This is a genomic window from Buchnera aphidicola (Pentalonia nigronervosa), from assembly GCA_014622685.1.
GTDB classification, from domain to species: domain Bacteria; phylum Pseudomonadota; class Gammaproteobacteria; order Enterobacterales; family Enterobacteriaceae; genus Buchnera; species Buchnera aphidicola_BD.
Map to the genome: position 1 here is coordinate 18,354 of CP061275.1, position 12,582 is coordinate 30,935.

The 12,582-nt window shown below is 29.6% G+C and carries 10 protein-coding genes; 6 read left to right on the forward strand and 4 right to left on the reverse strand.

What is annotated here, in order from left to right:
- Positions 1-4: 4 nt before the first annotated feature.
- Complete coding sequence (ileS, locus tag ICW73_00080; protein QNS01877.1) at positions 5-2,833, reverse strand: isoleucine--tRNA ligase; 2,829 nt, start codon at positions 2,831-2,833, stop codon at positions 5-7.
- A 31-nt stretch (positions 2,834-2,864) separates the two neighbouring features.
- Complete coding sequence (locus tag ICW73_00085; protein QNS01878.1) at positions 2,865-3,266, reverse strand: riboflavin kinase; 402 nt, start codon at positions 3,264-3,266, stop codon at positions 2,865-2,867.
- 599 nt (positions 3,267-3,865) lie between these two features.
- Between ICW73_00085 and rpsT the strand changes: the two genes are divergently transcribed.
- Positions 3,866-4,135: a 30S ribosomal protein S20 gene (rpsT, locus tag ICW73_00090; protein ID QNS01879.1), complete on the forward strand. Its 270-nt coding sequence runs from the start codon at positions 3,866-3,868 to the stop codon at positions 4,133-4,135.
- 53 nt (positions 4,136-4,188) lie between these two features.
- On the opposite strand, the gene dnaJ is transcribed toward rpsT, so the two are convergent.
- Together dnaJ and dnaK are read right to left on the reverse strand one after the other, a co-directional pair.
- Positions 4,189-5,322, reverse strand: a complete 1,134-nt coding sequence (gene dnaJ / locus ICW73_00095) for a molecular chaperone DnaJ (GenBank protein QNS01880.1) — start codon at positions 5,320-5,322, stop codon at positions 4,189-4,191.
- Between the two features lie 80 nt (positions 5,323-5,402).
- Positions 5,403-7,316, reverse strand: a complete 1,914-nt coding sequence (gene dnaK, locus ICW73_00100; protein ID QNS01881.1) for a molecular chaperone DnaK — start codon at positions 7,314-7,316, stop codon at positions 5,403-5,405.
- 325 nt (positions 7,317-7,641) lie between these two features.
- Here dnaK and ndhC point away from each other — a divergent pair, with 325 nt between their 5' ends.
- From ndhC to nuoF, 5 genes are all read left to right on the forward strand, one after another.
- Positions 7,642-8,016: an NADH-quinone oxidoreductase subunit A gene (ndhC, locus tag ICW73_00105; protein QNS01882.1), complete on the forward strand. Its 375-nt coding sequence runs from the start codon at positions 7,642-7,644 to the stop codon at positions 8,014-8,016.
- 111 nt (positions 8,017-8,127) lie between these two features.
- A complete protein-coding gene (locus ICW73_00110) occupies positions 8,128-8,793 on the forward strand; it encodes an NADH-quinone oxidoreductase subunit B (GenBank protein QNS01883.1) in 666 nt (221 codons plus the stop codon).
- A gap of 98 nt (positions 8,794-8,891) precedes the next feature.
- Complete coding sequence (gene nuoC / locus ICW73_00115) at positions 8,892-10,661, forward strand: NADH-quinone oxidoreductase subunit C/D (GenBank protein QNS01884.1); 1,770 nt, start codon at positions 8,892-8,894, stop codon at positions 10,659-10,661.
- 45 nt (positions 10,662-10,706) lie between these two features.
- Positions 10,707-11,171, forward strand: coding sequence for an NADH-quinone oxidoreductase subunit NuoE (nuoE, locus tag ICW73_00120; GenBank protein ID QNS01885.1), 465 nt, complete (start codon positions 10,707-10,709; stop codon positions 11,169-11,171).
- Positions 11,168-12,451 carry an NADH-quinone oxidoreductase subunit NuoF gene (nuoF, locus tag ICW73_00125; GenBank protein QNS01886.1) on the forward strand — a complete coding sequence of 428 codons (1,284 nt, stop codon included), beginning with the start codon at positions 11,168-11,170 and terminating at the stop codon, positions 12,449-12,451. The genes nuoE and nuoF overlap by 4 nt, the downstream gene beginning before the upstream one ends.
- The last annotated feature ends 131 nt before the right edge of the window (positions 12,452-12,582 follow it).

The following is a 12,582-nucleotide window of genomic DNA, read 5'->3' on the forward strand; positions in this document are numbered from 1 at the left end:
ATGATTATATAAAAGAACGTTTTTCTCCGTTTCCTATGGTGTTTTCGATACAACGAGTACAAATATAATTTGTGTTGATAGAAGTATTATTTTTACGAACAGTATAGTGCCAACAGCGTTGACATTTTTTTTTAGTAGATTTTTCTATAAAAATTTTAAAAAAAGCAATATTTTGACTTTTTTTCGCATTTACTGGTGCAGTATCATATGATTTTATTTTAACTTCTGATGTCAAAAAGATAAATTTTATTTCTTTTCCTAAATATTCTAGTTGATTTTTTAGTTCAGGCAAAACATATAAAATTATGCAAGCTTCTAGAGAGTGACTAATATGTTTATTTTTTATTTCTATTTCTAAAAATTTATTTGTTTCATTTTTTAATTCAATAATTTTATTCCAAAAATTCTGATTGAATATATGATTTGGGTCTAGATTAAATAATTTATCAAACCATTCTTCTGTAAATACATATTGAGCGTGATTACCTGGTATATGTTTCCATATTTCATCTGCAGTAAAAGATAATATCGGCGCTATCCAGCGGACAAGAGCATGAATGATATAATACATTGCTGTTTGACAACTTCGGCGCTCTTTACTGTTTTTCTTTAAAGTATATTGCCTATCTTTTATTATATCAAGATAAAAAGAACCCATTGTAATAGAGCAGAAACACATTAACTGTTTTATTACGGTATGAAAATCATATTTTTTATAAGATTTAATAATTTCTTCTTGTGTCGTTTTTGCTTGATCAACAGCCCATTGGTCTAAAAGTATCATTTTCTCTTTTATAACAATATGTTTGTCTGGATAAAAGTCATAAATATTCGCTAACATAAAACGTGCAGTATTTCTAATTCTACGATAGGTTTCTGAAGAACGTTTTAATATTTCGTTTGATATTGAGATATCATTAGAATAATTTGAAGAAGCTACCCATAGTCTTAATACATCTGCTCCTAATGTATCAATTATATTATTTGGACTAATCGTATTTCCAACTGATTTAGACATTTTTTGTCCTTTAACATCAACAACAAATCCATGCGTCAAGACTTCAGAATATGGTGTTTTTCCGCTTTTTAACATAGATATTATTAATGAAGACATGAACCAACCTCTATATTGATCTGAACCTTCTAAATACATATCTGCATGTTGTTTAGCATATTTTTTGTTTGTATAATTTATCGAGGTATGTGTATTACCTGATTCAAACCATACATCTAATATATCTGAAACTTTTTTGTACATTCTACAATCTTCATTCCAATATTTTTGTAATTTAAAGTGATTCCATGTTTCTATACCTTCCAATTCAACTTTCTGTGCTATTTTTTCCATAAGAAAAAATGTTTTAGGGTGTATGGTTCCTGTTTTTTTATTGATAAATATTGACATAGGAACACCCCATTTTCTTTGTCTAGAAATACACCAATCTGGTCGTGTTTTTACCATATCATGTATTCTTGTTTTTCCCCACGATGGCATCCAAACTACGTTCTGTATTTCTTTTAATGTTGTTTCGCGTAGTTTATATTTATTAATATCAATAAACCATTGAGAAGTAGCTCTATGTATGGTAGGTGTTTTATGTCTCCAGCAGTGTGGATAATTGTGTTTTAAAAACGAATGATGTAAAAGACAGTTATTATCAATTAATAATTGAATAATAATAGAATTAGCTTGAAACACGTTTAAACCATTTAATTTTGGATGTATGTTATTCGTATAATTTCCTTGAGAATCAACTAAATTACTTGTTTTAATTTTATATTTTTGACTTGCCATATAGTCGTCTTGTCCGTGATCTGGTGCTGTGTGCACAGCTCCTGTTCCGGATTTTAACGTGACGTGATCGCTTAATATTACAGGTAAATAAACATTTTTTAAAAACGGATGTAAAAAATTTGCATGTTCTAAGTGTTTTCCTAAAATAGAATTTAATATTTTCCATTGTCTGATTTTTAAGAGTAAAAATACGTTTTGAATCAGTTTTTCTGCTAAAATAAAGTAACATGTTTCTGTTTCTATTAATTGATATTGCGCTTTTTCGTGAACTGCAATTGCTTTACTAGATGGTAATGTCCATGGCGTCGTAGTCCAAATGGGCAAATATATTTTTTTGTTTTTTAATATCGTCTTGTTAAATAATTTTTTTATTTGTGTTGTGTTTTTGCTTTTCATAGAAACTATGATCGAATCCGATTGTTTTTTACGATATTCAATTTCTGCTTCAGATAAAGAAGAAGTGCATTTTGTGCACCAATATGTAGGTTTGAAATCTTGATATATATATTTTTTTTTCATAATTAATGCTAAACTTCTAATAATATTAGCTTCATTTTTAAAATTCATAGTAAGATGCGCATGTTTCCAGTCTCCGAGTACACCTAATCTAATAAAATCTTTTTTTTGTTTTTGAACTTGCTTATTAGCATATTGTCGACATATATTTTGAAATTCAGCAGTAGATATTTTTTTTATATGACGTTTTTTTATGGTTTCTTCAACTTTTTGTTCGATAGGCAAGCCATGGCAATCCCAAGATGGAATATATGGAGCATCAAAACCAGACATATTTTTAGACTTTATAATGATATCTTTTAAAATTTTATTTACTGCATGACCAATATGAATATTTCCGTTAGCGTATGGTGGTCCATCATGCAAAAAAAATATTTTCTTATTTTCCTTTTTTTCTCTGATTAGTTGATACAAATTATCAATATTCCATTTTTTTAATATTTTGGGTTCTTTTTCAGTTAAGTTTCCCTTCATTGAAAATGTAGTTTTAGGTAAGTTTAAAGTATCTTTATAATTGTTCATTATGTTCTCATTTTAATAAAAACGTTAATTTCTATTGATATGTAAAATATTGCTTAACTTGCGCAATATCTTGATGAATTTGATAGATCAGCTTTTTTTTTGAGGTAAATTTTTTTTCATCTCGTATTTTTTTATATATAAATACTTCTATATATTTTCCGTATAAATTTATGTTTAAGTTAAATAAATGTACTTCAAGTAATTTGTAGTTATTAGAAAAAATACAATTAGGTCTGATGCTAATATTAGATATTCCTATAATATTTTTACCAAAAAAACCGTTTGCTTTTATTGGGTATACGCCGTTTTTTAATAAAATATTTTTTTTTAATATCATGTTTGCCGTTGGAAAACCTAATGTTCGTCCTATTTTATTTCCATGAATCACTTGGCTAAAAATTCTCAATGGTTGTTCAAAAAAAATAGAAATCATATATAAATTATTTTCATATTATGCAAATCGAATTTTAGAATTTATAATTCTAACGTTTTTTTATCATGTTAATATAGTAATAGATATTAATTAACATTTATAAAATAAATTTTTCAAAAGAGCAATATTATTATTTTTAGCATTTGAATTTGTAATTGTCTTTCATTATGACAAATTTATACATATTTTGTTTATTAATATTTTTATGATAAGATCTTTTTGGATTTAAAAAGAATAACAGTAATGAAATTAAATTCATGAATTTAGTTAATTTTATATGATGATGTATATCGTATTTTTACAAAATATTATTATTCGGATCAAAAATATATTATTTTTAACAATCTTAACAATTATAGTTTAAATGAAATTGTTACATCAGTTATTTTTTTATTTTTTTTATATGTCTTCTTTTAAGAAGAGGCAAATAGTTTAAATTTACTTAAAAAAAATATTTCAATATTAGGATAAATTTTAAGATAGGAAAGCTTAATATTAATATTGTAAAAAAAATTAGTAATAAATATATTTTAATATATTTATAAATATTTGAGTGAAATATGAGTTTTTAACGCATAAATTTTATATTGGGAACAAAAATGGCGAATATTAAATCTTCTAAAAAACACGCATTTGTCTCTGAAAAACGTAGAATGCAAAATGCTAGTCGTCGTTCAATGGTGCGTACCTTTATTAAAAAAGTGTGTATGTTGATTGATTCTAAAAAAAAAGAATTAGCGCAAGATGCGTTTAAAAAAATGCAGTCTGTTATCGATAAACATGTTAGTAAGGGTTTAATACATAAAAATAAAGCAGCGCGATATAAATCCAATCTATCATTAAAAATTTCTAGATTGCATAGAAATTAGAAGTAATTTTTTGGTATTGCCTCTAATATTTAGAAGCAATACTTAGAAATATTTTATTTAGTCAAATCATCAAAAAATCGTTTCACGCCGTCAAAAAACCTTTTTGATCGCGGACTATTTTGATCTCCTCGAAATCCGTTAAAACTATTTCCTAATTCATATAAAAGCTGTTTTTGCTTTTCGTTAAGATTTACTGGAGTTTCAACTACTACATGACATAATAAATCACCTTTTTGTCTGCTTTGTATTGATTTTACTCCACGTCCGCGAATACGAAATAATTTTCCTGATTGTGTTTCAGATGGTATTTTAAGCTTGATTCTTCCATCTAATGTTGGTACCTCTATTTCTCCTCCTAAAGCGGCCATAGAAAAATTTATTGGCACTTCACAATAAAGATTATTTCCCTCTCGTTCAAAGATAGGGTGTTTTTTAATAGCAATTTGTACATAAAGATCACCTGATGGTGCACCATGAGATCCAGCTTCACCTTCGTTATTTAATCGAATACGATCATTATTATCTACACCAGGTGGAATTTTTACAGATAGTGTTTTATATGTTTCAATACGACCGTTTCCGTGACATATATTACATGGATTTTTAATTATCGTACCTATTCCTTGGCATGTTGGACATGATTGTTGAACTGTAAAAAATCCTTTTCGAATATGTACTTGTCTTTTGCCATGACATGTGGTACATATTTGAGGTTTAGTTCCAGAACGTGCTCCACTTCCGTAGCATGTTGTGCATGTTTGCATGGTTGGAATTTGAATTTCTTTTGTAATTCCCCTTACAGCTTCTTCTAAAAAAATTTCCATATTGTAACATAAATCTGATCCTTTTCGTGATCGGTTATTTTTGCTTCCGCCAAAGATATCACCAAAGACATCACCAAATATGTCACCGAAATCTGCAGTACTGGTAAATGTACTGTATGTACTATTATTTTGACCATTTTCAAAAGCTGCATGTCCATATTGATCATACGCAGAACGTTTTTCTGGATCAATTAAAATTTCATATGCTTCTTTTATTTCTTTAAATTTTTCTTCGGTGTTTTTGTTACCTTGATTACGATCTGGGTGGTACTTAATCGCTAATCGTTTGTATGCTTTTTTAATGTCACGTTCTTGAGAAGATTTTGGAATTCCTAAAATTTGATAGTAGTCTTTTTTTACCATTCTTACTATGTCCTGATTTGAAAACAATTACACGGGCGTAAATTGTCTTTACGCCCGTGTCATTTTAAAGTTATTTGTAATTACTTTTTAGAATCTTTAATTTCTTCAAATTCTGCATCAACAACGTTTTCGTTTTTTTTTGTAGAGGATGTATGTGTTTTCTGCAAATTTTCTTCTGATTGTTTTGGATGTATTTTTGTTAGACTAGATGCACTTTTTAGAAGAATTTGTATATTTTTTTCAATTTCAGATTTATTTTCACCTTTTAACGCATTTTCTAAATTGTCTAATGCTAGTTGAATGTCTTTTTTATCTTGCTCTTTGATTACGTTCTTTTTTTCATTTAGTTGTTGTTTCGTGCTGTGAATTAATTGATCGCCTTGATTTCTTATTTGAATTAATTCTTCAAATTTTCGATCTGCTTCAGAATTTTCTTCTGCATCGTCGATCATTTTCTTGATTTCTTTTTCATTTAACCCTGATGACGCTTTAATGGTAATTTTTTGTTCTTTTCCAGTTTTTTTATCTTTTGCTGAAACATGCAATATGCCGTCAGAATCAATGTCGAAAGTTACTTCAATTTGAGCTGTGCCGCGTGGTGCAGGTTCAATGCCATCTAAATTAAACTGTCCTAAAGATTTATTGTCTAATGCTTTTTTTCGTTCGCCTTGCAATACATGTATGGTAACTGCTGATTGATTGTCTTCTGCTGTTGAAAATACTTGACTATGTTTTGTAGGGATAGTTGTATTTTTATTTATAAGAGAAGTCATAACGCCTCCCATAGTTTCAATTCCAAGAGATAAGGGAGTTACATCCAGCAGTAATACATCTTTTACATCTCCAGATAAAACACCGCCCTGTACGGCTGCTCCAACTGCAACAGCTTCATCTGGATTAACATCTTTTCTTGGTTCTTTTCCAAAAAAAGAAGCGACTTTAGCTTGAACCATAGGCATTCTTGTTTGCCCGCCCACTAATATTACATCATGTATATTAGATACAGTAAGACCAGCATCTTTTAATGCTGTTTTTAATGGTTCGATTGAACGTACTACTAAATCTTCAACTAAGGATTCTAATTTTGCTCGCGTGACTTTTATATTTAGATGTTTAGGCCCGTTTGAATCAGCGGTAATATACGGTAAATTGACATCTGTTTGTTGCGCTGATGATAGTTCTATTTTTGCTTTTTCTGCAGCTTCTTTTAAACGCTGCATAGACAATGGATCATTTCTTAAATCTATACCTTGTTCTTTTTTAAATTCTTTGACTAAATAATTGATTAATCTGCTATCGAAATCTTCTCCGCCAAGATGGGTATCTCCATTAGTAGAAAGCACTTCAAATGTTTTTTCTTTATCTACATCGTCAATTTCAATAATTGATATATCAAATGTGCCTCCTCCTAAATCGTATACAGCTATAGTTCTATTACCACTTCCCTTATCTAAACCATAAGCAAGAGCTGCTGCTGTTGGTTCGTTAATAATTCTTTTAACTTCTAGTCCAGCAATTCTTCCTGCATCTTTTGTTGCTTGACGTTGCGCGTCATTAAAATAAGCCGGTACTGTAATAACTGCTTCATGGATTGTTTCACCTAAATAATCTTCTGCAGTTTTTTTCATTTTTTTTAAAACTTCAGCAGAAATTTGAGGTGGTGCCATTTTTTGTTGTTTTACATTAATCCATGCATCACCGTTATCAGAATTAATAATTTTATATGGCATAATTTGTATATCACGTTGTACTTCATTATCCTTAAATTTTCTTCCGATTAAACGTTTTATGGCAAATAATGTGTTTTTTGGATTTGTAATTGCTTGTCTTTTAGCTGGTTGTCCTACCAATATTTCGCCTTCTTGAGTATATGCAATAACTGAAGGTGTTGTACGATCTCCTTCTGCATTTTCTAAAACTCGGGGTTGATTGCCATCCATAATAGCGACGCAAGAGTTAGTTGTGCCCAGGTCGATACCAATAATTTTACCCATATACTTTTCTCCTATTTAATATTTTGATAAATTAGTTTCATAATTTTATGTCGATTTTTTTAAACTGATAACATAAAAATTGTATCTTATTTATCTGTAATATTGAATGATTATTAGATGGGGTCTTTTTTTGAAGCATCAAGGGTTTGTATCAAAAAAAACAAATTTTAAATAATTGTTATTTTCGTAGAAAGATTTTTTTTATGGTATTTTATAAAGTAGATTGGAATTGCATGTTAATATTTTATATATGTATTATAAATTTGAATTTATAAAAAATATATTCAATAAAATATATGTTTAATATTTTAATAAGGCGTATTTGATGAGACACGAATTAGTGTTTATAGAACATTTATCTTTTCTTTTTTTTATGATTATTGCATTAGGTTTTTGCATGTTTTTGTTATTACTGAGTTGGGTGTTAGGAGGTAGAGCAACATCTAAAAACAAAAATACGCCTTTTGAATCAGGAATTATTTCTACTGGTACTGCTGAAGTTCAGTTCTCAGCAAAATTTTATTTAATCGCTATGTTTTTCGTAGTTTTTGATGTTGAGTCGTTATATTTATATGCATGGTCTATTAGTATATATGAATCAGGATGGATCGGATTTTATGCATCTGCGATTTTTATCTTTTCTATCATATTAGCATTGTTTTATCTTAATCGTATTAAGGCATTAAATTTACCTTCATAAGAAAATGGATTTTATTATAAAATTACCTATTATTTTATACATAATATTATCTTCTTACAATTTTATTTTTTAGTTAAAAACAATTTATTTTAAATAATATGAGAATATAATATGGACTATACTCTAACTAAGATAGATATAAGTAATACGAAGAAAAAATATCCAAGACAAATCGGTATTTCTGTATCAGATCCGATTGAAGAATACTTAAAAACAAATGTTTTTTTAGGAACAATTAAGAAATTATTACATAAACTAGTTAATTGGGGCAGAAAGAATTCGTTGTGGCCTTATAATTTTGGGCTATCTTGTTGTTACGTAGAAATGGTATCTTCTTTTACTTCTGTGCATGATGTTGCGCGTTTTGGTGCGGAAGTATTGCGCGCTTCTCCTAGACAAGCAGACGTTATGATTATCGCTGGCACACCATTTATAAAAATGGCTCCTATTATTCAAAGATTATACGATCAAATGTTAGAACCAAAATGGGTAATTTCTATGGGTGCATGTGCTAATTCTGGGGGGATGTATGACATTTATTCTGTCGTTCAAGGTGTTGACAAATTTTTACCAGTAGATATTTACGTACCTGGTTGTCCACCTAGACCTGAGGCGTATATGCAAGCATTGATGTTATTGCAAGAATTAATCACTCAAGAACGACGACCTTTATCTTGGGTGGTAGGCGAACAAGGTGTATATCGCAAAAAAATGTTATCCGAGAAGCATAAAAAACGAGGAAAAAGAATTAAAATAAAAAATTTGCCAATTGTATGAAATATTTCATCTTCTTTTATTTAAATATATGTCAATATTATAAAAATTATTTGTTTAAAACAATAGTAATTGATAGCAGATTTTGTTGAAAAATTATCATGTCTAAAAAAAATAATACATTAGATCCAATAGATCCAATCATACAAAAATTAATATATGCTTTTGGTGAACAGGCTTGTTTTTTTCAATCAACTCGGACTGGTTGTCCTGTCGTGTGGATTCATAAAACATTACTTTTAAAAATTGGAAAATTTTTATTTAATATATCTAAACCGTATATTATGTTGTATGATTTGCATGGTATAGATGAACGTATTCGAATACATCGTCAAAATTTACCTAAATCGGATTTTTCAGTTTTTTATCATTTAATATCAATTGAGCGAAATTCTGATATTATGATAAAAGTTCCCTTGTTAGAAAATGATTTAACTTTACCAACATTTACCAGTTTATTTCCAAATGCTAATTGGTATGAGCGTGAAATATGGGATATGTTTGGAATTGTGTTTAAACAGCATCCCAATCTAACTCGTATAATTATGCCCAGCACATGGGTAGGTCATCCATTAAGAAAAAATTATGTTGCGAGAGCAACTGAATATAAACCTTTTTTTTTCAATGAAGAAAAAGAAGATGTAGAAATGGGAAGTTTAAAGTTTGAACCAGAATTTTGGGGAATGAAACGAAAAAACAATGATGTTGATTTCATGTTTTTAAATTTAGGGCCGAATCATCCTGCTTCTCATGGTGCTTTTAGAATTATTTTGCAATTAGATGGAGAAAATATTGTCGATTGTGTGCCTGATATTGGTTATCATCATCGTGGAGCTGAAAAAATGGCAGAACGTCAGTCATGGCATAGTTATATTCCATACACTGACCGTATTGAATATCTTGGTGGATGTGTCAATGAAATGCCATATGTTTTGGCTGTTGAAAAATTAGCAAATATTTCTGTTCCAGAAAAAGTAGAAGTCATTCGTGTCATGTTATCAGAATTATTTCGTATTAATAGTCATTTATTATATATTTCTACGTTTATTCAAGATGTTGGTTGTATGACACCTGTGTTTTTTGCGTTTACAGATCGACAAAAAATTTATGATGTCATTGAATTTATTACAGGTGCGCGTATGCACCCTGCTTGGTTTCGTATTGGTGGTGTTGCTCATGATTTACCGAAAGGTTGGAATTTGAAATTGCAAGAATTTCTTCAATGGATGCCAAAACGATTAAAATATTATGTACAATCAGCTTTAAAGAATAGTATTTTGATTAATCGTTCTAAAGGTGTAGCGCAATACAAACAAAAAGAAGCGTTACAATGGGGTATAACAGGATCTGGTTTGCGTGCAACAGGGTTAGATTTTGATGTAAGAAAATGGCGTCCATATTCTGGATATGAAAACTATACTTTTCATGTACCAGTCGGGAATGGAGTAAGTGATGCTTATTCAAGAGTAATGATTAAAGTTGAAGAAATTTATCAAAGTTTGATTATTTTAGAACAATGTTTAAAAAATATGCCAGCAGGTCCATATAAATCAGAGCACCCGTTAACTACACCTCCACTTAAAGAGCGTGTTTTACAAGATATTGATACTATGATTACACACTTTTTACAAGTATCATGGGGCCCAATAATGCCAGCAAACGAAAGTTTTCAAATGATTGAAGCAACGAAAGGTATTAATAGTTATTATTTAATCAGCGATGGTGGCACGATGAGTTATCGAACAAGAATACGCACACCGAGCTTTCCTCATTTACAACAAATACCTTCAGTAATTCGGGGTAGTTTAATATCTGACTTAATCGTATATTTAGGAAGTATAGATTTTGTAATGTCAGATGTGGATAGATAACATGCATAAAAAAAAAATAGATTTCGAGAAATTAAAACACATTTCATGCTAACAAAAGAAGAAGTATGCGCAATAGAAAGTCAAAAAAAATATTATGAAAATTCTCGTTCTGTTGTGATAGAAGCATTAAAAATTGTTCAAAAAAAACGAGGTTGGATTTCTGATCCAGTAATTTTTTCTATTGCAAAAATATTAAATATTTATCCTAGTGAAGTGGACGAAGTAGCTACTTTTTATAGTCAGATTTTTCGTTCTCCAGTTGGACGAAATGTAATTCGCTATTGTGATAGTGTTGTTTGTTTTTTAACAGGTTATCAAAACATTGAACTTTTTTTAAAAAGTTATCTAAAAATTAACATTGGCGAAACGACGCCAGACAACCGATTTACTTTATTACCAGTGTGTTGTTTAGGTAATTGCGATAACAGTCCAACGATGATGGTTAATGAAGATACATATTCCAATGTAACTCCAGAATCTATACCGTATTTATTGGAATCATATAAATGAATAAAATTTTGCATACTGCTGAAACACATCCATTGACCTGGTGGTTTAATAATAAAAAAAAAACTGTTTGGATAGAAGAATATCGAAAAAAAAATGGATACGTTGCTTTCGAAAAAGTTTTAAAAGATATGTCTCCAAAAGATGTTATCAATATGATCCAGGAATCTGGTTTGAAAGGCAGAGGAGGGGCTGGATTTTCTACTGGTTTAAAATGGAGCTTAATGTCTAAAAATAAGACTAGTAATGTTCGTTATTTGATTTGTAATGCTGATGAAATGGAACCAGGTACTTATAAAGATAGGTTATTGATAGAACGAGTACCGCATCAATTAATTGAAGGTGTTTTGTTAACAGCTTTTGCTTTGAACGTATCTCGTAGTTACATTTTTTTAAGAGGAGAATATGTTCAAGCTGAATTAATTTTAAAAAAATCAATTCAGCAAGCGATAAAATTTGGTTATATTGGTTCTAATGTTTTAGGAACTGGTTTACATTTTGATATTGTTTTACATACTGGCGCAGGTCGTTATATTTGCGGAGAAGAAACTGCATTAATAAACTCATTAGAGGGTCGTCGAGCAAATCCAAGATCAAAACCGCCATTTCCAGCTGTTTTTGGATTATGGGGTAAACCAACGTGTGTTAATAACGTCGAAACATTATCTAATGTTCCCAGTATTATATTGCATGGTGTAAAATGGTATAAAAACTTGTCTAATAGTTGTGATTCTGGCACAAAATTAATGGGATTTTCAGGAAACGTGAAAAATCCTGGTGTTTGGGAATTGCCATTTGGAGTTACCGCTCGTGAAATATTAGAAGATTATTCTGGTGGTATGAAATCAGGATTACGTTTAAAAACTTGGCAACCTGGTGGTGCTGGAACAAGTTTTTTAACTGAATCTAATTTAGATTTACCAATGGATTTCAGTAATATACAGAAGTCGGGTAGTCGTTTAGGAACAGCTATTGCTATGGCTGTTGATCATACGATAAATATGGTATCTCTAGTGTACAATTTAGAACAATTTTTTTCTCGTGAATCGTGTGGATTTTGCACTCCATGTCGAGATGGTTTGCCTTGGATAGTAAGAATATTGCACAATTTAAAAAATAAAAAGGGTCATAAAAATGACATAAATATTTTAGAACGATTATGTCGGCATTTAGGTCCTGGAAAAACGTTTTGTGCTCATGCTCCAGGCGCAATTGCACCATTGCAAAGCGCAATGAAACATTTTCGTTCTGAATTTGAATTAGGTATTAATTCAAAAAAATGAGATATTAATAAAATATTGATATTTACTTTTTTAAGATGTAAATTTGCGTCGATAGAATTTAATATATAAATTATATAAATCAAGATTAACTATAAAATTTTTTATTTTAGAAGAAGAAATTTGGAATAATT

Coding starts and splice junctions, on each gene's coding strand:
- ileS (QNS01877.1), bottom strand. CDS start 2,833: ATGAACAATTATAAAGATACTTTAAACTTACCTAAAACTACATTTTCA.
- ICW73_00085 (QNS01878.1), bottom strand. CDS start 3,266: ATGATTTCTATTTTTTTTGAACAACCATTGAGAATTTTTAGCCAAGTG.
- rpsT (QNS01879.1), top strand. CDS start 3,866: ATGGCGAATATTAAATCTTCTAAAAAACACGCATTTGTCTCTGAAAAA.
- dnaJ (QNS01880.1), bottom strand. CDS start 5,322: ATGGTAAAAAAAGACTACTATCAAATTTTAGGAATTCCAAAATCTTCT.
- dnaK (QNS01881.1), bottom strand. CDS start 7,316: ATGGGTAAAATTATTGGTATCGACCTGGGCACAACTAACTCTTGCGTC.
- ndhC (QNS01882.1), top strand. CDS start 7,642: ATGAGACACGAATTAGTGTTTATAGAACATTTATCTTTTCTTTTTTTT.
- ICW73_00110 (QNS01883.1), top strand. CDS start 8,128: ATGGACTATACTCTAACTAAGATAGATATAAGTAATACGAAGAAAAAA.
- nuoC (QNS01884.1), top strand. CDS start 8,892: ATGTCTAAAAAAAATAATACATTAGATCCAATAGATCCAATCATACAA.
- nuoE (QNS01885.1), top strand. CDS start 10,707: ATGCTAACAAAAGAAGAAGTATGCGCAATAGAAAGTCAAAAAAAATAT.
- nuoF (QNS01886.1), top strand. CDS start 11,168: ATGAATAAAATTTTGCATACTGCTGAAACACATCCATTGACCTGGTGG.